This is a genomic window from Streptomyces sp. TS71-3 (assembly GCF_018327685.1).
Lineage (GTDB): Bacteria > Actinomycetota > Actinomycetes > Streptomycetales > Streptomycetaceae > Streptomyces.
Map to the genome: position 1 here is coordinate 963,982 of NZ_BNEL01000003.1, position 20,935 is coordinate 984,916.

Genomic DNA, 20,935 nt, shown 5'->3' on the forward strand with positions numbered 1-20,935 from the left:
CACCGGGGCTCAGCTTCGGCAGTCGGCGCTCAGCGGTCGAAGTCCAGCTCCACCCGTTCCGTGGTGGGGTGGGACTGGCAGGCCAGGACGTACCCGGCGTCCGTCTCCTCCGGCTCCAGGGCGAAGTTGCGGTCCATGTGGACCTCGCCCGTGACCAGGTAGGCACGGCAGGTGCCGCAGACGCCGCCTTTGCAGGCGTAGGGGGCGTCGGAGCGGTTGCGCAGCACCGCCTCCAGCAGTGACTCGCCCTCGCGGACCGGCCAGGATCCCGAGCGGCCGTCGAGCCGCGCGGTCAGCGTGCTCCGCGTGGCGGCCGACGGGCCCGTCGCGGACGGTGCCGGCATGGTGCCCGCCGTCCCGCTGCCGTCGTCCACGTGGAAGATCTCCTCGTGGATCCGGGACCGTCGCACTCCCAGTCCGCGCAGTGCCCGCTCCGCACCCTGCACCAGGCCGAAGGGCCCGCACAGGAACCATCCCGCGACGTCGTCCACCGGCACCAGCGCGGGCAGCAGCCGGGTGAGGCGTTCGCGGTCGAGACGGCCGGACGGCAGTCCCGCTTGCTGCTCCTCACGGGAGAGCACCGTCACCAGCTGGAACCGCTCGGGGAAGCGGTCCTTCAGGTCCGCGACCTCTTCCAGGAACATCGTGGAGGCCGCGGTGCGGTCGCTGCGTATCAGGCAGAACCGTGCGTCCGGCTCCCGCTCCAGCAGGGTGGTGCAGATCGACATCACGGGCGTGATGCCGCTGCCGCCGACCACCGCCGCGTACAGGCCCGCTGCGGGCTCCAGTGTGAAGCGCCCCGCGGGCGTCATGACGTCCAGGGCGTCCCCGACGGCGATCTGCTTGAGCGCGTACGTCGAGAACGCGCCCCCCTCGACGAGCCGTACGCCCACCCGCAGGGTCCGGGGGCCGTCGCCGCCGGGTGCCGGGGCAGGGGAGCAGATCGAGTAGGTGCGGCGTATCTCCGGGCCGTCGCCGGGCCTGCGCAGGGCGAGGTGCTGGCCCGGGGCGTGGCGGTACTCCTGGCGCAGATCGGGCGGCACGGTGAGGGTGAGGGCCACGGCGTCCTCGGTGAGCCGGTCGACCTCGGCGACGCGGAGCCGGTGGAAGCGGGCCATCACAACTCCTTGAAGTGATCGAACGGCTCCCGGCAGGCCAGACAGCGCCGCAGGGCCTTGCAGGCCGTGGAGGAGAACCGGCTCAGCAACTCGGTGTCGCCCGAACCGCAGTGCGGGCAGTGCACGGCGTCGTCCGCGTGGGGTGCGGAGGGCGGCGGCACGGGACCGTCACCCGGTGCCGGTGCCGGTGCCGGTGCCGGTGCCGATGCCGATGCGGAAGGGCTGGTGGAGCCGCCGCGGTCACCCGAGTCGCCGGAGCCGGTGACCAGGGGTACCGGACCGGTCTCCGCGCCGCCGGAACGGCCCGCCGCCCGGGTCGGGCCCAGGGAGACGGGTACCGGCCCGCCCGGGCTCCGGACGACACGGGGCGGGGCGATGCCGGCCTCGCGCAGCTTGCGGCGGCCTTCGTCGGAGATGTCGTCGGTCGTCCAGGGCGGCGACAGCACCGGGCGGACGGTCACCTGCGGGATGCCGTGGTCGTGCAGTGCCTGCTCGATGTCCGCCGACATGGTCTCGATCGCCGGGCAGCCCGTGTACGTGGGCGTCAAGGTGACCTCGACGCGGCCGGGGCCGGTGATCTCCACGCCCCGGAGGATGCCCAGCTCCTCCAGGGTGAGCACCGGAAGCTCCGGGTCCGCAACGGCGCCGGCCAGCCTGCGCAGCTCTGCCTCCAGGGCTGTGGGGGCGGTTGTTCCCGGGCCCTCGGATCGGGTTCCGGTCACCATGACGCACCCGGGTGGCTGCGGTGCAGGTGCTGCATCTCGGCGAGCATCCGCCCGAACGGCTCGGTGTGCACGCCCTGACGGCCCGCACCCGCGGTCCATGCGCCTCGGCGGGGTCCCTCGGGCACGGTGAGCGTGGCCTCTTGCAGGACGGCTGTAACGGACGCCAGCCACTCGGATTCCAGGGCCGCCCAGTCCACCCCGGGACCGCCGACGGAAGGTCCGCCGCCGGCGGGCCTGTCTCCGGCGGGTCGGCTGAGGCCGCCGGTGCCCGGCCCGCCCTCCTCCAGCGGTTGGAACAGCTCGCCGGTGAACCGCCACAGACTGTCGCAGCCGCGCTGCATGCGCCGGTGGCTCTCGTCGGTGCCGTCGCCGAGGCGGAGGGTCCACTGCCGGGCGTGGTCCCGGTGGTAGGCGACCTCCTTCACCGCCTTGGCGGCCAGTGCCGCCAGCGGGCCGGCGCCGTCGCCCGACGTTGCGGTCGTGGTCGCGAGCTGCTCGTAGAGCAGGTGCTGGTAGGTGGAGAAGTACAGCTGCCGGGCGATGGTGTGGGCGAAGTCGCCGTTGGGCTGCTCCACCAGCTGGCAGTTGCGGAAGGCGCGTTCTTCGCGGAGGTACGCCAACTCGTCCTCGTCGCCCACCAGGGAGAGCAGGACGCGTGCCTGCCCCAGCAGATCGAGGGCGATGTTCGCCAGGGCGACCTCTTCCTCCAGCACGGGCGCGTGCCCCGCCCACTCCCCCAGCCGGTGCGAGAGCACCAGGGCGTCGTCGCCCAGGGCGAGGGTGGGCACGGCCTCCGCGGGAACGGCGGCCACGGCGGCAGCCGCGTGGACGGTGTCCGTGGGAACGCGGTCAGCGGTGCTGCTCACAGGTGCTTCACCCCCTCGGGGATCTCGTAGAAGGTCGGGTGGCGGTACGGCTTGTCGGCGGATGGCTCGAAGAAGGGGTCCTTCTCGTCCGGTGAGGAGGCGGAGACCGCCGCGGACGGGACCACCCAGATGGAGACGCCCTCGCCGCGCCGGGTGTAGAGGTCGCGGGCGTTGCGCAGGGCGAACTCCGCGTCCGGGGCGTGCAGGCTGCCGGCGTGGGTGTGCGACAGCCCGCGGCGGGCGCGCACGAAGACCTCCCAGAGCGGCCAGTCCCGGGCCCCGGACCCGCTCACCGCCGCGGGCCCACTCGTTGCCGTGGACCCGCCCGCCGCTGCGGACCCACCTGTCGCCCTACGTTCCTCGCCCGCGCCTCCCGCGCCTCCCGCATCCCCCGCGCCTCCCGCGCCGGGAGCCGTTCCCGGCGTCGTTGCGGGCTCTTCCCCGTGCTTCTCCGCACCTGCGCTACCCGCGCTCATGCCGCCGCCTCCGTACCCGCGCGGACCCCGCTGTGCTTGCCGGCGTACGCCGCAGCTGCCTCACGGACCCAGGCGCCTTCCTCGTGCGCCTGGCGGCGCTGGGTGATGCGCTGCTCGTTGCAGGGGCCCTGTCCCGCGAGGACGTCGCGGAACTCGGCCCAGTCGATGGCGCCGAAGTCGTGGTGCCCGCGGGTCTCGTTCCAGACCAGGTCGGGGAGGGTGAGGCCGAGGCTTTCGGCCTGGGGGACGCAGATGTCGACGAAGCGCTGGCGCAGCTCGTCGTTCGAGTGGCGCTTGATCTTCCAGGCCATGGACTGCGAGGAGTGCGCGGACTCGGCGTCGGGCGGGCCGAACATCATCAGCGAGGGCCACCACCAGCGGTTCACGGCGTCCTGGGCCATGTCGTGCTGGGCCCGGGTGCCGCGGCTGAGGGCGAGCAGCAGTTCGTAGCCCTGGCGCTGGTGGAAGGACTCCTCCTTGCAGATCCTGATCATCGCGCGGGCGTACGGGCCGTAGGAACAGCGGCACAGCGGGACCTGGTTGGTGATCGCGGCGCCGTCCACCAGCCAGCCGATGGCGCCGACGTCGGCCCAGGTCAGCGTGGGGTAGTTGAAGATGGACGAGTACCTCTGGCGGCCGGAGTGGAGCTTGTCGAGCATGTCGTCGCGGCCGGTGCCGAGGGTTTCCGCGGCCGAGTAGAGGTAGAGGCCGTGCCCGGCCTCGTCCTGCACCTTGGCGATGAGGATCGCCTTGCGGCGCAGGGAGGGGGCGCGGGTGATCCAGTTGGCCTCGGGCTGCATGCCGATGATCTCGGAGTGCGCGTGCTGCGCTATCTGCCGTACGAGGGTCTTGCGGTAGGCCTCGGGCATCCAGTCCCGTGGCTCGATGCGCTCGTCCGCCGCGACGGCGGCGTCGAAGACGGCCTCCAGCGCGGCCGTGTCCGGCTCGCCGGAACCGGGCAGGGGGCCCTGCCCCGGTCCGGATGTCTGGTGCACGGTCGCTGTGCTCATGCCGATCCTCTCGACTCCCGACTCGACTCGACTCGGCTCGCGACTCGACTCGACCCGCGGCCGGATGCGACGCGGCGTGCGGCGTCCAGCGCCCCGCGACCGTCCGGCCTCCCCGTCGCCGACCGATCGTTCGGTCGACCAGGACCATGGTGAGTCGCGATTCCATAACGTGTCAAGCCTGTGGATAACCTCAAGGCGCCCTGCGCCCGGAGCCTTGGGTGAGTACCGTGCTCGTGCGCGTGCGGGCGCGCGGCCCTGTGCGAAGGTGCACGCACCAGCATGGGCCCCGGCCGCGGCGGGCGTGAACGATCCCCGCATGTCCGGCCGGGCCGGCCGCGGACGGCCGGATCGGAACTGACCGGAATGGGAAGCGGGAACGGGACGGAATGGACTCGTACGACGAGCGAACGAACCCTCGGCCGGGCGCACGAGATGCACGGCAGCCCGCGTCGCCCCTGCCGGCCGAGGCCTCCGCCGGCTCGGGACCCCGTCCCGGGCGCCCCGGCGCGCACCCGGAGGACGCCGGGGCCCGCGAGGACGCCGCACGCCCGGCACCACAGTCGGCGTTCCAGCAGCCACCGGCCCAGCAGTCCCCACCCGAGCAGTCCCCATCCCAGCGGACTCCCGTCCAGCAGAGCCCTGCCCAGCGGACGCAGGCCCCGCCGCCGGGACCTCCCGCACCGCGATCCGCCGGAACGGCGCACCCGGCGGCCCAGCCCGGGACGCCGACCGGTACCGGAAGCCCCCAGACCGGCTCCGTGGCCTCCGAGCCGGCCGGTACCGTGCCGACGCCAGGCGGCAACGAGGCAGGCCCCGGACCCGACGGGCCGTCTCCCGGCCCGGAAGCGGCACCCGGCATGCCTTCCGCACCCGGCACACCGACCCCACCCGGCACGCCCGCCCCACCCGGCACGCCCGCCCCGCCCCGCACCGGTATCAACGGCCTCTCCTTCGGCTACCAGGTGGTCGCCGCTGTCGCGCTGGCCGGCATCGGGGTCGTCGTCTGCGTGCATCTGCTGATGGTCTTCCTGCACGTCGCCCCGGCGAACACGGCGACCAAGCAGCACGGCCAGGCCGTGAACGACTGGGTGCTCCCGGAGTTCGAACAGAACTGGAAGCTGTTCGCGCCCAACCCCCTGCAGCAGAACATAGCCGTGGAGGCGCGCGCGCAGGTGCGCACCGCCTCCGGGGACATGCGGACCACCGGCTGGTACAACTTCTCGGCGCTGGACGGCGCCGCCATCGACCACAACCCGCTGCCGAGCCACATCCAGCAGAACGAACTGCGCAGGGCCTGGGACTTCTTCGTCTCCTCGCACGACAACGACAACCGTCCGCTCAGCAGCCGCGGCACGCTCGCCGAGGGCTATCTGCGGCGCATCATGGTGTTGCGGCTCAGCCGCGTGGGAGTGGGCGGAAAGGACTCCGCGGACGTGGTCCAGAGCGTTCAGGTCCGTTCCATGACGACGAACGTGCAGCCGCCGCCGTGGAGCGGCAACGGCCGGCTGAGTGACAAGCCCTTCTACCGGACGCTCTCCTGGTGGCCGGTCAGCCCCGGTGACCTGCCGCTGAGCGCCGCCGCCGGCACGCACCCGCGGAACACCGCCACAGGCACGCACCCGCGGAATGCCGTCGCCGGCACGCACCCCCAGGACGCCCGGACGGAGGCGAGGTCCCGATGACCAGCATCGAACTGTGGCTTGCGCGCGGCATCAACCGCATCACGTCCGCCCCGCTCGGCGTCTACCAGTCCGCGGTGATCCGGATCGGATTCTCGGCCACCTGGCTGCTGTTCCTGCTGCGGGAGTTCCCGCACCGCCAGGAGCTCTACGGGCCGAACGGGCCGTGGAGCTGGTCCATGGCGCGCGAGCTGATCGACGGCAACGGTGCTTTCACCGCGCTCATATGGACCGACAGCCAGACGTGGTTCGAGGTCGTGTACGCCGTGGCGATCGTCTCCAGCGCGCTGCTGCTGCTGGGCTGGCACACCCGCGCCATGTCGGTGCTCTTCATGGTGGGCGTGCTCTCCATGGAGAACCGCAGCATCTTCATGAGCGACGGCGGCGACAACGTCCTCCACCTGATGTCGATCTACCTGGTGTTCACGCGGTGCGGTGCCGTCTGGTCGCTGGACGCGCGCCGTATGCGCCGCGCCGCTCAGGCACGCGCGCGTGGAGCACGTTTCCGGGCGGACGCGGTCGGTCCGGTGCTGTGGGCGGTGCTCGGTGCGGTGCTGCTGGTGGTGACCGGCCGGGGCTACCTCAGCCCTGGCTGGATGCTGGTCTTCTGGGGCATGTGGGTGGCGCACGTGCTGTGGTGGGTCGTGGACCGGCGCTCGGTCCGGGGCACGGCCACGCTGCATCCAGGGGCGGCCGAGGGCGCTCCTGCGACGGCCTCCGGGGTTCCTGCGACGGCCTCCGTGATTCCCGCGGCGAACGCGGTGCCTGCCGGTGGCGCGGCTGCCTTCCGTACGTCCACCGATGACACCGCCCTCGGCGCCCCGGCCGGCTCGGGGCCCCATGCGTCCCGCAACGAGAAGCGGCTCCTGCTCGACGTCATCGCCAACCTGGCGCACAACGCGGGCCTCTTGGTGATCATGGTCGAGGCGTGCCTCGTCTACGCCACGGCGGGCTGGTACAAGATCCAGGGCAGCCGCTGGCAGGACGGCACGGCCGTCTACTACCCCCTGCACCTCGACTACTTCTCGCCCTGGCCCGCCCTGTCCGACCAGCTCGGAGCGCATGGCCTGATCGTCATGCTGATCACCTACGGCACGGTCATGGTCCAGGTCGCCTTCCCGTTCACGCTCTTCAACCGGCGCGTGAAGAACGTGCTGCTGGTCGCGATGATGACCGAGCACCTCGTCATCGCCATCACGCTCGGCCTGCCGTTCTTCTCGCTGGCGATGATCACCGCGGACGCCGTGTTCCTCCCGACGTCCTTCCTGCGGTGGCTGGGCCGTCAGGCGACGCGCACGGTCGGGCGGCTGCTCCCCGCCTCCAGGCGCCCCGGATCCGGCATTGGGGCGGCGGACGGCACGGGCGAGGGCCGCGGCGCCCGCGATCCTGAGCCGGAGGCGCCGCTCAGCCCGGCGGGCTCGCACGGCTGAGGCCGGCCCGGGAGAGGCCCGGGAGTCTCGCGCGGAGGGAGTGCCGCGACCCCTCGACCAGGCGTGTGCCGCGGGCCTTCCCGAAAGCCTGCCGCGGCCGCACCTCCGCGTACGCTGCACGGACGAGGCCCGACGAGGCCCGACGAGGCCAAGGGCGGAAGGCAGGTCCATGCAGCAACGGGAGACCGGAACCACGCCCGGCACCAGGCCCGGCGTCCCGGGCGCCCCCCGGCCGGCGGCCGACCGGGCCGCTGACGCGGTGGGCGCATGGCGCCGGGCTCCGGACGACGCCGTGCTCCTCGACGGCTTCCACGCCGTCAAGCACGCCCTGCGTTTCGGCGCGGACCTGCTGGTGGCGCTCACCGGTGATCTACCGGCCGCCCTCGCCCTGGCGGACGACCTGGCGCCGGACGTGCGGCCCGCGCTCGCCGCGACCCTGGTGGAGCTGCCGGTGGACGCCCTGCGCTCCCTCGTGCCGCGGCTGCACCCCACCGGGGTGGCCGCCCTGGCCGTGCGCCCGCCCCAGGCCGCGCACCTGGCGGCGCTGACGCGGCGGCCCCGACCCGCCCCCGTCGTCGTCCTCGACCGGCCGCGCAACCTCGGCAACGTCGGCGCCGTGATCCGCCTCGCGGCCGGCAGCGGCGCGACCGGAGTGATCACCACGGGCACCCTCGACCCCTGGCACCCGGCGGTCGTCCGCGGTGGCGCGGGCCTGCACTACGCGACCGCCGTGGCCCGCATGGACGCCGACGAGCTGCCGGACGGGCCGCTCCTCGCCCTGGACGCCGGCGGTGAGGACATCCGCGGGATCGCGATCCCCGACGACGCCCTCCTCGCCTTCGGCTCCGAGCGCAGCGGCCTGTCCGACCGGCTCCGGGCGCGGGCCGACCGCCTGGTCTCCCTGCCGATGCGCCCCCAGGTGTCCAGCTACAACCTGGCCACCAGTGTGGCCATGGCGCTCTACCACTGGTCCCTGGGCACCGCCTGACGCCGATCCGCCAGGGGCGGCCTCACACCTCCCGCCGCACCTCCACCACCCGGAACCTGTTGGCGACGAACGCGCCGTCGCACAGGGCGGCGTTCGCCGCGGGATTGCCGCCGGAACCGTGGAAGTCGGAGAACGCGGCGGTCTGGTTGACGAAGACGCCGCCGGTGAGGTTCAGGGAGAGCTGGGCGCACTCCTCGAGGCAGACCTCCTCGACGGCCTTCTCCACCTCGCTGGAGGTGGTGTACGCGCCGACCGTCATCGCGCCGCGCTCGCGGACGGTGTGCCGCAGGAGCTCCACCGCGTCCGTGGCGGAGTCGACGGCGACGGCGAAGGAGACGGGGCCGAAGCACTCCTGCTGGCAGGCGGCCAGATCGTCGGTCCGTGTGGCGTCCAGCTTGACGATCAGCGGGCTCCGGACCACCGCCTCCGGGAACTCCGGATGCAGGACCTCGCGGGAGGCCAGCGCCACCTCACCCAGGTCGGGGGCCGCCTCCAGCCGGGCCTTCACGTCCGGGTTCACCAGCGCGCCCAGCAGGGCGGCGGCCCGGGCGTCGTCACCCACCAGGGAGTCGACGGCGGCGGCGAGGTCCGCGACGACCTGGTCGAAGGACTTGGGCCCGGCCTCCGTGGCGATGCCCGCGCGCGGGATGAGCAGGTTCTGCGGGGTGGTGCACATCTGGCCGCTGTACAGGGAGAGCGAGAACGCGAGGTTCGCGAGCATGCCCCGGTAGTTGCCGGTGGACTCGATGACGACGGTGTTGACGCCGGCCTTCTCCGTGTGGACCTGTGCCTGGTGGGCGTTGGTCTCCAGCCAGTCGCCGAAGGCCGACGAGCCGGTGTAGTCGATGATCCTGACCTCGGGGTGCACGGCGAGGGTCTTGGCGATGCCCTCGCCGGGCCGCTCGGCGGCCAGGGCGACCAGATTCGCGTCGAAGCCCGCCTCGGCGAGCACGTCACGGCAGACCTGGACCGTGAGGGCGAGCGGCAGCACCGCGCGCGGGTGCGGCTTGACCAGGACGGCGTTGCCCGTGGCGAGGGAGGCGAAGAGGCCCGGGTAGCCGTTCCACGTGGGGAAGGTGTTGCAGCCGATCAGCAGGGAGATGCCGCGCGGCACCGCCGTGAACTGCTTCTCCAGCTTCAGCGGGTCCCGCTTGCCCTGGGGCTTGGTCCACTCCGCCGTGTCCGGTGTGCGGGTCTGCTCGGCGTAGGCGTACGCCACCGCCTCCAGGCCGCGGTCCTGCGCGTGCGGCCCGCCGGCCTGGAAGGCCATCATGAAGGCCTGGCCGGTGGTGTGCATGACCGTGTACGCGAACTCGTGGGTGCGGGCGCTGATCCGGGACAGGATCTCCAGGCAGACCATCGCGCGCACCTCGGGGCCCGCCTCGCGCCAGGCGCGCATCCCGTCGCGCATGGCGGGCAGCAGGACCTCGACGTCCGGGTGCGGGTACGTGACCCCCAGCTTCGGCCCGTACGGGGACGTCTCGGTACCCACCCAGTCGTCGGTGCCCGGCTGGGCGAGGTCGAGCCTCGTGCCCAGCAGAGCGTCGAACGCGGCCCTGCCCTCCTCGGGGCTGAGGCTGCCCTGCTCGCCGTAGGCCTTGGGGTGCTCGGGGTGCGGCGACCAGTACGCGCGCGTGCCGATGGTCTTCAGGGCCTGGTCGAGCGTGGGCCGGTGGTTGGCGATGAGCTGGGGCGCGGTGAGTGCGGCTGCCATCAGGGACCAACTCCTCCTCGCACCGGTCCTCGTCGAACCGGCGGGCTGGGTAGGGCAGGATCGGGGGGCGCGGAGCGCCGCGGTTCGGGATCGCCGTTACGGGATCATGAGCGGCGATGGGGCGGACAGGGTTAGAGTAACCGAACGATCGGTCGGTACAAGAGGGGTCCGGCGAACCTGTGGAAAACCCGGTGCGGGAGGATCGCGAGCATGACGGCACTCGACCTGACAAGCACAGTCGCGGTGGTCGGCAGCGGCACCATGGGCCAGGGCATCGCCCAGGTCGCGCTGCTGGCGGGCCACCCCGTACTGCTCCATGACGCGGTGCCGGACCGTGCCGAGGACGCCGCGGAGGCCATCGCCGCCCGGCTGGCCCGCCTGGTCGACAAGGGCCGCCTGACGGCGTCCGACCGGGACGCCGCGCTGGCCCGCCTGGACACGGCGCGGGACCTGCCCGCGCTGGCCGGCGCCGGCCTGGTGGTCGAGGCGGTCGTCGAGCGGCTCGACGCCAAGCAGGCGCTCTTCCGCGAGCTGGAAGAGACCGTCGGCGACACCTGCCTGCTCGCCACCAACACGTCGTCCCTCTCCGTCACCGCCATCGGCGGCGCGCTGCGCCGTCCCGGCCGGCTCGTCGGCCTGCACTTCTTCAACCCGGCTCCCCTGCTGCCGCTCGTCGAGGTCGTCTCCGGCGTCGCCACCGACGAGTCGTCGGCCACGCGCGCGTATGACACCGCGGCGGTCTGGGGCAAGACCCCGGTCCGCTGTGCTGATACCCCCGGCTTCATCGTCAATCGCATCGCCCGCCCGTTCTACGCGGAGGCCTTCCGCCTGCACGAGGAGCGGGCCGCCGATCCCGCCACCATCGACGCCGTGCTGCGGGAGAGCGGCGGCTTCCGCATGGGCCCGTTCGAGCTGACCGACCTCATCGGACAGGACGTCAACGAAGCCGTCACGCGCTCCGTGTGGGAGTCCTTCTTCCACGACCCCAGGTTCACCCCGTCCCCGGCGCAGCGCCGCCTGGTGGAGTCCGGCAGGCTCGGCCGCAAGTCTGGGCGCGGCTGGTACGACCACGCGCCGGACGCCGAGCCCGCCCGGCCGGCCACCGCGGAGCCCTGCGAGGCGCCCGCCGAGGTCGGCGTTCAGCCCGGGCCCTCAGGCCCGATGGCGGCGGTCGTCGAGCTGCTGGCCGAGGCCGGCGTGCGCACCACCCGAGCCGGAGTGCCGGCCGCCTCGGAGACCTCCCTCGTCCTCCCCAAGGGCACCCGGATCACCGTCACCGACGGGAGGACCGCCACCGGCGACTTCGAGGGCCCCGCCATCCGCCTGGACCTGGCGCTGGACTACCACACCTGCACGCGCGTGGCACTCGCCCCGGGCGCCGACGCCGACCTCCTCGACGTCCGCGCGGCGATAGGCCTCTTCCAGAAGCTCGGCAAGACGGTCAGCGTCGTCGCCGACACCCCCGGAATGATCGTGGGGCGCACGGTCGCCATGCTGATCGACTTCGCCGTGGACGCCGAGGCACGCGGCGTGGCGGACCGCGCCGACATCGACACCGCCATGAAGCTGGGCGTCAACTACCCGCGCGGGCCCCTGGAGTGGTGCGACGAGCTGGGGGCACGCTGGGCGTGGCGGACCCTGCAGAATCTGCACGCCACCTATCCCGGCGGGCGCTACGGAGCATGCCCGGCGCTCACGCACCGCTCGGATCTCGCCTACAAGCAGGGGCTCTCATGACCGCCGCGAAGCGCGACACCTACACGCCGGAATCGCTGCTCGCGGTCGCGGTCACCGTCTTCAACGAACGCGGTTACGACGGCACCTCCATGGAGCACCTGTCCAGGGCAGCGGGCATCTCCAAGTCGTCGATATACCACCACGTGTCGGGCAAGGAGGAGCTGCTGCGGCGGGCCGTCAGCCGCGCCCTCGACGGGCTCTTCGGGATCCTCGACGAGGAGCACGCGCGCGTGGGGCGCGCCGTGGAGCGGCTCGAGTACGTCACGCGGCGCATGGTCCAGGTGCTCACGGCCGAACTGCCCTACGTCACGCTGCTGCTGCGGGTGCGCGGGAACACCGCCACGGAGCGCTGGGCGCTCGAACGGCGCCGGGACTTCGACCACCAGGTCGCCGCGCTCCTCAAAGAAGCCGCGGCCGACGGCGACGTCCGCGGCGACGTCGAGGTCCGGCTGGCCACCCGGCTGGTCTTCGGGATGATCAACTCGATCGTGGAGTGGTACCGGCCGGAGAGCCGCGACGGAGGCGACGGCCGGCTCGCCGACACCGTGGTCCGCCTGGTGTTCGCGGGGCTGCGCGGCGAGGACTGAGGACGGCGGGGCGCCCCGCGCGAGGGCCTTCCCCGGCCGGGATTCCCTTTGGCGGGACTGCCGGGACTTCCCTTTGCCGGGACGGCGCCCTCCGGTACCGAAGCCGGCGTTCCAGCGGCTCTCGCGCCGGCTGCCGCCGGTGCCACCCGCTCCCCGGCGCGCCCCGCCACCTGCCGGTGCTCCCGCTCCCCGGTCAGATCTCCTGCTCCAGGTCCTCTTCCTCGAACACCAGCAGCGTGCGGGTGCTGAGCACTTCGGGAATGGACTGGAGCTTGGTGAGGACGAGCTCGCGCAGCGCTCTGTTGTCCGGGGTGTGCACCAGCAGCAGGACGTCGAAGTCGCCGCTGACCAGGGCGATGTGGGAGGCACCCGGCAGCGCGGCGAGCTGGTCGCGCACCGTACGCCAGGTGTTCTGCACGATCTTCAACGTGATGTAGGCGGAGGCGCCGTGCCCCGCCCGCTCATGGTGGATGCGGGCGCCGAAGCCGCGGATGACGCCGTCCTCGATGAGCCGGTTGATACGGGCGTATGCGTTGGCGCGGGAGACGTGGACCCGCTCGGCCACGGACCTTATCGAGGCGCGGCCGTCCGCCTGGAGCATCTGGAGGATGTCGCGGTCGATGGCGTCCAGGGGCCGTGGCGGCGGCAACTGCTGCGCGGCGCCCTCGTCCGGGCGCGGCGCGCCTTCGGGGCGCCTGGGCCGCGCGATGCCCGGGCTCTCCGCCGACCGGCCCGAACTCTCCGAGGAGGGGCCCGGACTCTCCGCCGAGCGTCCGGGGGCCTCGGATGACCGGCCCGGGTTGTCCGACGGTCGGGCAGGGTTGTCCGACGTCCGGGCCGGGCTGTCCGACGTCCGGCCCGGTGCATCTGGCGCACGAGCAGGCGCCTGAGGCGCGTTCTCTCGCGCTGGCCCTTCCTGCGCGCTCCCCGTCGGCTCCTGCCGTTGCGAAGCCGCCGCGCCGCGCGCCCCCGCGTTGTCCTGGGCCATTCGTTCAGCTGCCACGTCCTCCTGCCTCCCTAGCATGGACGGCCTGCATCCATCTCAGGCTGTGGAGAACCGTTTGTCCACAGGCTGGGGGTGCCTGTAGCCAAAATGCGTCCTCGACCGAACAATCGGTTGGTGAGGCGTGGCGCATCCCACATGCCTCCACCGCTCCCACGAGGAGACACGTTCACGAGGAGGTGCACGCGGTGAAAAGGCACAGCACGCCCGTCATGGAGCAGCGCGACGCGTACCGGCCGACTCCGCCGCCGGCCTGGCAGCCGCGGACCGACCCCGCCCCCCTGCTGCCCGAGCCGACCCCGTACCGCGCCCTGGGAACGGACGCCGTCCGGGAGGCCGACCCGGCCCTGCTCCGGGCTCTCTACGCCCACCTGGTCCGCGGCCGCAGGTACAACACGCAGGCCACCGCGCTCACCCGCCAGGGCCGGCTGGCCGTCTACCCGTCGAGCACCGGGCAGGAGGCCTGCGAGGTGGCCGCCGCGCTGGTGCTCGAAGAGCGGGACTGGCTCTTCCCCAGCTACCGGGACACGCTCGCCGCCGTGGCCCGCGGCCTGGACCCGGCGCAGGCGCTCTCGCTGCTGCGCGGCGACTGGCATACCGGCTACGACCCGCGAGAGCACCGCATCGCCCCGCTGTGCACCCCCCTCGCCACCCAGCTCCCGCACGCGGTGGGCGTCGCCCACGCGGCCCGCCTCAAGGGCGACGACGTCGTGGCCCTGGCCATGGTCGGCGACGGCGGCACCAGCGAGGGCGACTTTCACGAGGCGCTCAACTTCGCCGCCGTCTGGCAGGCCCCCGTGGTCTTCCTGGTGCAGAACAACGGCTTCGCCATCTCCGTGCCGCTCGCCAAGCAGACCGCGGCGCCGTCGCTGGCCCACAAGGCCGTCGGCTACGGCATGCCGGGCCGCCTGGTGGACGGCAACGACGCGCTCGCCGTGCACCAGGTCCTGGCCGAGGCCGTGCGCCGCGCGCGCGAGGGCGGCGGCCCCACCCTCGTCGAAGCGGTCACCTACCGCCTGGAAGCACACACGAACGCCGACGACGCCACCCGCTACCGCGCCGACGACGAGGTCACGGCCTGGCGGGCGCACGATCCCATCGCCCTCATGGAGCGCGAGCTGACCGAGCGCGGGCTGCTGGACGAGGCGGGGAAGGCGGCCGTGCGCGACGAGGCCGAGGCGATGGCGGCCGCCCTGCGCGCGCACATGAACGAAGAACCGGTGCTGGACCCGATGGAACTGTTCACGCACGTCTTCGCCGAGCAGACGGGCCAGCTCAGGGAGCAGGCAGCACAGTTGCGCGCCGAGCTGGCGGCCGAGGCGGAAGGCCCGGCGGCCGGCGTCCCGGCCCAGGCAACCGGCGCCCCCGCGGCGGCGGGCGACAGCCGGCCCGGCACCGGCACGGACGCGTCCGGCACCGGCGCGGAGGGGACGGAGCGATGATCACCGCGGAGACCACCGGCTCCGCGCCCGCGGAGCGGGCCGTGAAGCCGGCGACCATGGCGCAGGCGCTCGGCCGGGCGCTGCGGGACGCCATGGCTGAGGACCCCTCCGTCCACGTGATGGGCGAGGACGTCGGCACCCTGGGCGGCGTCTTCCGGATCACGGACGGCCTGGCAAAGGAGTTCGGCGACGACCGCTGCACGGACACCCCTCTCGCGGAGGCGGGCATCCTGGGCACGGCGGTCGGCATGGCGATGTACGGGCTGCGGCCGGTCGTGGAGATGCAGTTCGACGCGTTCGCGTACCCGTCGTTCGAGCAACTCGTCTCGCACGTCGCCCGGATGAGGAACCGCACCAAGGGCGGCATGCCGCTGCCGATCACCGTCCGGATCCCGTACGGCGGCGGCATCGGCGGTGTGGAGCACCACAGCGACTCCTCCGAGGCGTACTACATGGCCACCCCCGGACTCCACGTGGTCACTCCCGCCACGGTCGCCGACGCCTACGGGCTGCTGCGGGCCGCCATCGCCTCCGACGACCCCGTGGTGTTCCTGGAGCCCAAGCGCCTCTACTGGTCCAAGGCGGAGTGGAACCCGAGCGATCCGCCGTCCGTTGAACCCATCGGCCGCGCGGTCGTGCGCCGCAGGGGCCGCAGCGCCACGCTCATCACCTACGGCCCTTCGCTGCCCGTCTGCCTGGAGACGGCCGAGGCGGCCCGGGCCGAGGGGTGGGACCTGGAAGTCGTCGACCTGCGCTCCCTGGTGCCGTTCGACGACGAGACGGTCTGTGCGTCGGTGCGGCGCACCGGGCGGGCGGTCGTGGTGCACGAGTCCGGCGGCTTCGGCGGCCCGGGCGGGGAGATCGCCGCGCGGGTCACGGAGCGCTGCTTCCACCATCTGGAAGCTCCGGTTCTGCGGGTGGCAGGCTTCGACATCCCCTATCCGCCGCCGATGCTGGAGCGGCACCATATGCCCGGGGTCGACCGGATCCTGGACGCGGTGGCGCGACTGCAGTGGGAGGCTGAGGGCTGATGAGTCAGGCCTTTGACATGCACAGCCTGGAGTTCAGGCTGCCCGACCTGGGGGAGGGGCTCACCGAGGCCGAGATCGTCCGCTGGCTGGTGGAGGTCGGCGATTTCGTCGCGGTCGACCAGCCCGTGGTCGAGGTGGAGACCGCCAAGGCCATGGTCGAGGTGCCCTGCCCCTATGGCGGTGTGGTCACGGCCCGCTTCGGCGAGGAGGGCACCGAGCTGCCCGTGGGCGCCCCGCTGCTGACCGTCGCGGTGGGCCCGCCGGCCGACGGCGCGAGGCCCGGCACGGCCGCGGGGGGCACCCGGGTGCCGGCGCAGGTTTCCGGGTTCGGAGCGGGCGCTCCGGGCGCGGGCGGAGCCGAGCGGGCCGAGCACGGCGGGCGGACCGAGGCGGGCGAGCGGGCCGATTCCGCTTCCCGTGGCCTCGCGGACTCCGAGCAGGCCCGGCGTGACAAGGACGCCGGGCGTGCCGCGCCGGCCGCGGACCGGCCGGGCTCCGGTGCCGGCCGGACGCCCGCCGACCACGGCGCAGCGCAGGCGCCGGACACCTCGGAGAACGGCGGGCGGCCCACCCAGGACACCGCGGACAGCCCGCAGGGAGAAGCGGCAAACGCTGCGGATGGCGGCCGGGCCAGGACGACCGCGGACGCCACCGGTACCCGGCAGGCCGAGCCCGCCGAGCCCGCCGGCCGGGAGTCGGGGCGCCCGTCGTCGGGCGCAGAGGAGAGCTCCGGCAACGTCCTCGTCGGATATGGCACGGCAGCCGCGCCGGCGCGCCGGCGCAGGGTGCGTCCGCCGGAGCCGGCGCAGAACAGGGGCCCGGTCCCGGTCATCTCGCCGCTGGTGCGCAAGCTGGCCCGCGATCACGGTCTCGACCTGCGCGAGCTGGCCGGATCAGGGCCCGACGGGCTGATCCTGCGGGCCGACGTGGAGTACGCGGTCCGGGCCGCCGCCGGTACCCGGGCGCCCGAGACTTCCCGCACGGCCCCCACGCGGCCGGCGCCCACAGCCCCGTCCGCTCCCGCGGGCCGGCCCCCGTCCCAGGCAGAGCCCCCCGACCGGGCCACGCCCACCGGGCAGACGGTCGGCGCGGGGCAGACGGTCAGTGCTGGTCAGGCGGCGGGCGGGGACACGGGCAGCCGCTCCCGCCCAGAGGCGCGCTCCGGGGAGCGGATCCCGTTGCGCGGCGTGCGGGGCGCGGTCGCCGAGAAGATGGCCCGCAGCCGTCGCGAGATCCCCGAGGCGACCTGCTGGGTCGACGCCGACGCGACGGAGCTCCTGGCGGCACGGGCCGCGATGAACGCCGTAGCGGGGCCGAAGATCTCCGTCCTGGCGCTCTTCGCGCGGATATGCACCGCCGCGCTGGCCCGGCACCCGGAGCTCAACTCCACGGTGGATGCGGAGGCACGCGAGATCGTCCGCTTCGATGACGTGCACCTGGGCTTCGCGGCACAGACCGACCGGGGCCTGGTGGTGCCGGTGGTGCGGGACGCCCAGGGCCGGGACGCGGAGTCGCTGAGCGTCGAACTGGCGCGGCTGACCGACGCCGCACGCGCGGGCACCCTCAGCCCGGCAGAACTCACCGGCGGCACCTTCACGTTGAACAACTACGGCGTGTTCGGTGTCGACGGATCCACCCCGATCATCAACCACCCCGAGGCGGCCATGCTCGGCGTCGGCAGGATCACCCCCAAACCCTGGGTGCACGAGGGGGAGCTGGCGGTGCGCCAGGTGGTGCAGCTCTCGCTCACGTTCGACCACCGGGTGTGCGACGGCGGCACGGCGGCCGGCTTCCTCCGCTTCGTCACCGAGTGCGTGGAGCAGCCTGCGGTGTTGCTGCGCACCCTGTGACGGGATGTGAGGCGGGTTTCGACCGGTTGGGGGTCTGCGTGGGGGTGGCAAAGATCGCTCGGGCACTCATACTCGGGGGATGACCGCGTATGCGCCCGAGCCCGCGGGTGAGCCGGGCTCCGCAGCCGACGGGGGTGGCGCTCCCGGGGCGGCCGTGCCCGAGCCCGGGAGTGCGGATGCCGGGGCGTCCTGGCCCGTCTTCGACGCCGTCGTTCTGGCGGGCGGCGCGGCCCGGCGGCTCGGAGGGGCGGACAAACCGGGAGTGAGCGTGGGCGGCCGGTCGCTGCTCGACCGTGTCCTGGCCGCCTGCGCCGGTGCGGCCACCACCGTGGTCGTCGGCGCTCGCAGGCCCACGCTGCGGGCGGTGCAGTGGACCTTGGAAGAGCCCCGTGGCGGCGGCCCCCTCGCGGCACTCCACGCCGGCCTGCGCCGCACCACGGCCGACCGCGTCGTCGTGCTCTCCGCTGACCTCCCGTTCCTCGGCGAACAGACGGTACGCCAACTGCTGACGGCACTCCCCGAGAGCGGTGAGGACGCCGGTGACGATGCGGAGGCCGGTGGCGGTGAGGATGCCGGTGGCGGTGCAGACGCCGACAGGGCTGATGGGGCCGGTTGGCCCGGTGGCGTCGGTCGGCCCGGTGGGGGCGAAGGCACGGGTACCGCCGGCGGGAGCGCCACGCGTGGAGAGCCCGCTCCTGGCCGAGTGCCGGCCCTGAGTGAAGCCCCTGCCCCGAGTGGCGGGCCCGCCCCGAGTGAAGCGCCCGCCCCGAGTGACGTACCTGCTCCGAGTGGCGGGCCCGCTTCGGAGGGAAAGCCCCCTCCGGGCAGGCGGACCGGGACACGCCCGGGCGCCGGCGAGCGCGATCGAGCCGCCGACGGTGGTGGCACACACGGAGCTCACGGCGCACATGGCGCACACGGCAGATTTCCGCGCCCCGAGGGCGTGCTGCTCGTGGACGCCGGGGGGCGGGAACAGCCGCTGGTCGGGGCCTATCTGAGTGAGCCGCTGCGGCGTGAGATCGCGCTGCTCGCGGCCGAACACGGCGGTCTGACGGGGCTGCCGTTGCGGCTGCTCACCGCGGAACTTTCCCTCACACGAATGTCCGACCCGGTAGCGTCGTTCGACTGCGACACCTGGGATGACATTGCCACCGCGCGATCACGGATCAGGGAGCATGGGCACGTGCTGGATGAATGGATGACCGCAGTCAAGGATGAGCTCGGCCTCGATCTGGATGTCGACACGGGCCTCCTGCTCGACCTCACCCGCGACGTGGCGCACGGTGTGGCCAGGCCCGCGGCGCCGCTGACGTCCTTCCTCGTCGGCTACGCAGCCGCACTGAACGGCGGTGGCCGTGAGGCGGTCGCCGAGGCGACCCGCAAGGCGGCCGCGCTCGCTGTCCGCTGGGAGGACGAGGACCGACCCGAGAAGGACGGGGACCGGCCCGAGAAACCGGAGGCGGGATGACCGGCCGTTCCGCCCCCCGGAGCCCCCAGGGGCGCCCGGCCGCCCCGGGGTACGCGACCCCGGGGGGCCAGACCCCGGCGGGATCACAGTCCGGGCCTGGGCACCCCACCACCCCGGGCGGCCACCAGACCTTCCCTCAGGCGTCCCAGGTGTCTCAGGCACCACGGACGACCTCCCCCGGCCACCAGCACCACCACGAGCAGCACCACGATCACCACCACGACGCCACCTCCTGGCCCGAGGCCCGTGCCATCGCGGCACGGGCGGGCCGGGACCAGCACCTCGCCCGTACCCCGCGCTCCGAAGAGGCCGGTGCGCCCGGGGGACCGGGTCCGGGCGGGCGAGCCGCCCACCCGCCCGTGGGCAAGGCCGACGAGCCGGAGGCTGTGCCGGGCGCCGGGTGGACGGGCCTCGACGCGGCGCTCGGGCTGGTGACGGCGGCGCCGTTGATCGCGCTCACGGATCTGCCGTCGTTCGACAGTTCGGCCATGGACGGCTGGGCCGTGGCGGGCCCGGGGCCCTGGCTCCTGGTGGGCGAGGACGGCGGGGCCGCCGCACCCGACAGGGCGTTCGCGACCGCCCGGGACGCTGTTGGACTGCTCGCCGGCCACGGCGGACCGGGACTCCTGGGCGACGGCAACGCCGTCCGGATCGCGACCGGCGCCCCCATCCCGCACGACGCGACCGCCGTCATCCGCAGCGAGCACGGCCACGCCGACCACCGGGGCCGGCTCTACGCGACCCGCGAGGTGGTGCACGGCCAGGACATCCGGCCGCGCGGACAGGAGTGCCGCAAGGGCGACCGGTTGCTGCCGGGCGGTGTCGTGATCACCCCGGCGGTGCTGGGACTCGCGGCGGCGGCCGGGTACGACGAGTTGCCGACGGTACGCAGGCCGCGGGTCGAGGTGCTGATCCTGGGCGACGAGCTGCTGACGGAGGGCCTGCCGCACGACGGGCTGATCCGCGACGCCCTCGGCCCCATGCTGCCGCACTGGCTCCGTGCCCTCGGCGTCGAGGTCACCGCCGTCAGCAGGCTCGGCGACGACGCCCGGGCGCTGTACCGGGCCGTTTCCGGTTCCCGGGCGGACCTGCTGGTCACCACGGGCGGCACGGCCTCGGGCCCGGTCGACCATGTGCACCCCACGCTCCAGCGGATCCGTGCCGAACTCCTCGTGGACGGGGTCGCGGTGCGCCCCGGTCACCCGATGCTGCTGGCCCGCACCGGGGAGCACCAGCACCTGGTCGGCCTCCCCGGCAACCCGCTCGCCGCCGTCTCCGGCCTGCTCACCCTCGCCGAGCCCCTGATCCGCGCGCTCCGGGGCCTCGGCGACCCGGGACTCTCGTCGCCGGCGTCTCCCCCGCCCTCGTCGTCACGGTCCTCCTACTCGTCCGGCCACTCCTGGTACCGGCAGTCCCCGGACCGCGGGCGGGAGGCCGTGGGCGCCTGGTCGCCGGGGCATACGGCCGTGGTCCGGGACGCGGTCCAGGGGCATCCGCGGGACACTCGCCTGGTGCCCGTGACCCTCAGCCGCGGCGATGCGCTGCCGCTGCACTTCAACGGGCCCGCGATGCTCCGCGGCGTGGCCGAGGCCGACGCCCTGGCCGTCGTCCCGCCCGGTGGTGCGGAGGCAGGGGATGAGCTGGACATCCTGGACCTGCCCTGGGCGCGCGGCGGAACCGCGGCCCGGGAGGCCGGAGAGAGCTGATCGGAGGGCCGATCGTCGTTGGTGACGTCGGGTGTTTCACGTGAAACACCCGGTCCACGCGGCTGTCAAGCACTGACACGCTCCTGGCGTCGCGCCCCAGACATC

Annotated in this window: 17 protein-coding genes and 1 pseudogene; 11 read left to right on the forward strand and 7 right to left on the reverse strand. The window is 73.7% G+C overall.

Annotation, left to right across the window (positions count from 1 at the left end; translation table 11 throughout):
* Nucleotides 1-29: 29 nt before the first annotated feature.
* From Sm713_RS28465 to paaA, 5 genes are all read right to left on the reverse strand, one after another.
* Nucleotides 30-1,118, reverse strand: coding sequence for a 2Fe-2S iron-sulfur cluster-binding protein (locus Sm713_RS28465; RefSeq protein ID WP_212912881.1), 1,089 nt, complete (start codon nucleotides 1,116-1,118; stop codon nucleotides 30-32).
* Complete coding sequence (locus Sm713_RS28470) at nucleotides 1,118-1,843, reverse strand: iron-sulfur cluster assembly protein (RefSeq protein WP_212912882.1); 726 nt, start codon at nucleotides 1,841-1,843, stop codon at nucleotides 1,118-1,120. Before Sm713_RS28470 ends, Sm713_RS28465 begins: the two co-directional genes overlap by 1 nt.
* Entirely contained in the window at nucleotides 1,837-2,709 is an 873-nt protein-coding gene (gene paaC, locus Sm713_RS28475) for a 1,2-phenylacetyl-CoA epoxidase subunit PaaC (RefSeq protein ID WP_374196083.1), read from the reverse strand. Before paaC ends, Sm713_RS28470 begins: the two co-directional genes overlap by 7 nt.
* Nucleotides 2,706-3,002 (reverse strand): 1,2-phenylacetyl-CoA epoxidase subunit PaaB, encoded by a 297-nt coding sequence (gene paaB / locus Sm713_RS28480; RefSeq protein WP_212914909.1) that lies wholly within the window; start codon nucleotides 3,000-3,002, stop codon nucleotides 2,706-2,708. The genes paaC and paaB overlap by 4 nt, the downstream gene beginning before the upstream one ends.
* Before the next feature lie 179 nt (nucleotides 3,003-3,181).
* Nucleotides 3,182-4,195 carry a 1,2-phenylacetyl-CoA epoxidase subunit PaaA gene (gene paaA, locus Sm713_RS28485; RefSeq protein ID WP_212912883.1) on the reverse strand — a complete coding sequence of 338 codons (1,014 nt, stop codon included), beginning with the start codon at nucleotides 4,193-4,195 and terminating at the stop codon, nucleotides 3,182-3,184.
* Between the two features lie 857 nt (nucleotides 4,196-5,052).
* Here paaA and Sm713_RS28490 point away from each other — a divergent pair.
* The 3 genes from Sm713_RS28490 to Sm713_RS28505 all read left to right on the forward strand — a co-directional run bounded on the left by Sm713_RS28490 (nucleotide 5,053) and on the right by Sm713_RS28505 (nucleotide 8,292).
* A complete protein-coding gene (locus tag Sm713_RS28490) occupies nucleotides 5,053-5,877 on the forward strand; it encodes a DUF5819 family protein (protein WP_212912884.1) in 825 nt (274 codons plus the stop codon).
* Nucleotides 5,874-7,304: an HTTM domain-containing protein gene (locus Sm713_RS40770; RefSeq protein ID WP_249416747.1), complete on the forward strand. Its 1,431-nt coding sequence runs from the start codon at nucleotides 5,874-5,876 to the stop codon at nucleotides 7,302-7,304. Before Sm713_RS28490 ends, Sm713_RS40770 begins: the two co-directional genes overlap by 4 nt.
* A gap of 169 nt (nucleotides 7,305-7,473) precedes the next feature.
* Entirely contained in the window at nucleotides 7,474-8,292 is an 819-nt protein-coding gene (locus Sm713_RS28505) for an RNA methyltransferase (protein ID WP_212912885.1), read from the forward strand.
* A 22-nt stretch (nucleotides 8,293-8,314) separates the two neighbouring features.
* On the opposite strand, the gene paaN is transcribed toward Sm713_RS28505, so the two are convergent.
* On the reverse strand, nucleotides 8,315-10,006 hold the full coding sequence (gene paaN, locus Sm713_RS28510) for a phenylacetic acid degradation protein PaaN (RefSeq protein WP_212912886.1): 1,692 nt from the start codon (nucleotides 10,004-10,006) through the stop codon (nucleotides 8,315-8,317).
* A gap of 210 nt (nucleotides 10,007-10,216) precedes the next feature.
* Between paaN and Sm713_RS28515 the strand changes: the two genes are divergently transcribed.
* Together Sm713_RS28515 and Sm713_RS28520 are read left to right on the forward strand one after the other, a co-directional pair.
* Nucleotides 10,217-11,743: a 3-hydroxyacyl-CoA dehydrogenase gene (locus Sm713_RS28515; RefSeq protein ID WP_212912887.1), complete on the forward strand. Its 1,527-nt coding sequence runs from the start codon at nucleotides 10,217-10,219 to the stop codon at nucleotides 11,741-11,743.
* A complete protein-coding gene (locus Sm713_RS28520) occupies nucleotides 11,740-12,330 on the forward strand; it encodes a TetR/AcrR family transcriptional regulator (RefSeq protein WP_212912888.1) in 591 nt (196 codons plus the stop codon). The genes Sm713_RS28515 and Sm713_RS28520 overlap by 4 nt, the downstream gene beginning before the upstream one ends.
* 193 nt (nucleotides 12,331-12,523) lie before the next feature.
* On the opposite strand, the gene Sm713_RS28525 is transcribed toward Sm713_RS28520, so the two are convergent.
* On the reverse strand, nucleotides 12,524-13,039 hold the full coding sequence (locus Sm713_RS28525) for an Lrp/AsnC family transcriptional regulator (RefSeq protein WP_212914911.1): 516 nt from the start codon (nucleotides 13,037-13,039) through the stop codon (nucleotides 12,524-12,526).
* Nucleotides 13,040-13,545: 506 nt separating this feature from the next.
* On the opposite strand from Sm713_RS28525, the gene pdhA reads away from it, so the two are divergent.
* From pdhA to Sm713_RS28555, 6 genes and pseudogenes are all read left to right on the forward strand, one after another.
* Nucleotides 13,546-14,775, forward strand: a complete 1,230-nt coding sequence (pdhA, locus tag Sm713_RS28530; RefSeq protein ID WP_212914912.1) for a pyruvate dehydrogenase (acetyl-transferring) E1 component subunit alpha — start codon at nucleotides 13,546-13,548, stop codon at nucleotides 14,773-14,775.
* On the forward strand, nucleotides 14,772-15,806 hold the full coding sequence (locus tag Sm713_RS28535) for an alpha-ketoacid dehydrogenase subunit beta (RefSeq protein WP_212912889.1): 1,035 nt from the start codon (nucleotides 14,772-14,774) through the stop codon (nucleotides 15,804-15,806). Before pdhA ends, Sm713_RS28535 begins: the two co-directional genes overlap by 4 nt.
* Nucleotides 15,806-17,656 (forward strand): 2-oxo acid dehydrogenase subunit E2, encoded by a 1,851-nt coding sequence (locus Sm713_RS28540; protein ID WP_249416749.1) that lies wholly within the window; start codon nucleotides 15,806-15,808, stop codon nucleotides 17,654-17,656. Before Sm713_RS28535 ends, Sm713_RS28540 begins: the two co-directional genes overlap by 1 nt.
* Before the next feature lie 79 nt (nucleotides 17,657-17,735).
* Nucleotides 17,736-18,134, forward strand: a pseudogene (locus Sm713_RS28545) (molybdenum cofactor guanylyltransferase); the annotation flags it as partial.
* Between the two features lie 27 nt (nucleotides 18,135-18,161).
* The gene (locus tag Sm713_RS41770; protein WP_374196127.1) at nucleotides 18,162-19,124 is read left to right on the forward strand and encodes a DUF6457 domain-containing protein; all 963 of its coding nucleotides are present in this window, start codon (nucleotides 18,162-18,164) and stop codon (nucleotides 19,122-19,124) included.
* Complete coding sequence (locus Sm713_RS28555; RefSeq protein WP_212912890.1) at nucleotides 19,121-20,830, forward strand: molybdopterin molybdotransferase MoeA; 1,710 nt, start codon at nucleotides 19,121-19,123, stop codon at nucleotides 20,828-20,830. The genes Sm713_RS41770 and Sm713_RS28555 overlap by 4 nt, the downstream gene beginning before the upstream one ends.
* Nucleotides 20,831-20,935: the final 105 nt, after the last annotated feature.

Coding starts and splice junctions, on each gene's coding strand:
- Sm713_RS28540 (WP_249416749.1), top strand. CDS start 15,806: ATGAGTCAGGCCTTTGACATGCACAGCCTGGAGTTCAGGCTGCCCGAC.
- Sm713_RS28515 (WP_212912887.1), top strand. CDS start 10,217: ATGACGGCACTCGACCTGACAAGCACAGTCGCGGTGGTCGGCAGCGGC.
- Sm713_RS28505 (WP_212912885.1), top strand. CDS start 7,474: ATGCAGCAACGGGAGACCGGAACCACGCCCGGCACCAGGCCCGGCGTC.
- pdhA (WP_212914912.1), top strand. CDS start 13,546: ATGGAGCAGCGCGACGCGTACCGGCCGACTCCGCCGCCGGCCTGGCAG.
- Sm713_RS28465 (WP_212912881.1), bottom strand. CDS start 1,118: ATGGCCCGCTTCCACCGGCTCCGCGTCGCCGAGGTCGACCGGCTCACC.
- Sm713_RS28520 (WP_212912888.1), top strand. CDS start 11,740: ATGACCGCCGCGAAGCGCGACACCTACACGCCGGAATCGCTGCTCGCG.
- Sm713_RS40770 (WP_249416747.1), top strand. CDS start 5,874: ATGACCAGCATCGAACTGTGGCTTGCGCGCGGCATCAACCGCATCACG.
- paaA (WP_212912883.1), bottom strand. CDS start 4,195: ATGAGCACAGCGACCGTGCACCAGACATCCGGACCGGGGCAGGGCCCC.
- Sm713_RS28470 (WP_212912882.1), bottom strand. CDS start 1,843: ATGGTGACCGGAACCCGATCCGAGGGCCCGGGAACAACCGCCCCCACA.
- Sm713_RS28555 (WP_212912890.1), top strand. CDS start 19,121: ATGACCGGCCGTTCCGCCCCCCGGAGCCCCCAGGGGCGCCCGGCCGCC.
- Sm713_RS28535 (WP_212912889.1), top strand. CDS start 14,772: ATGATCACCGCGGAGACCACCGGCTCCGCGCCCGCGGAGCGGGCCGTG.
- Sm713_RS28490 (WP_212912884.1), top strand. CDS start 5,053: ATGCCTTCCGCACCCGGCACACCGACCCCACCCGGCACGCCCGCCCCA.
- paaN (WP_212912886.1), bottom strand. CDS start 10,006: ATGGCAGCCGCACTCACCGCGCCCCAGCTCATCGCCAACCACCGGCCC.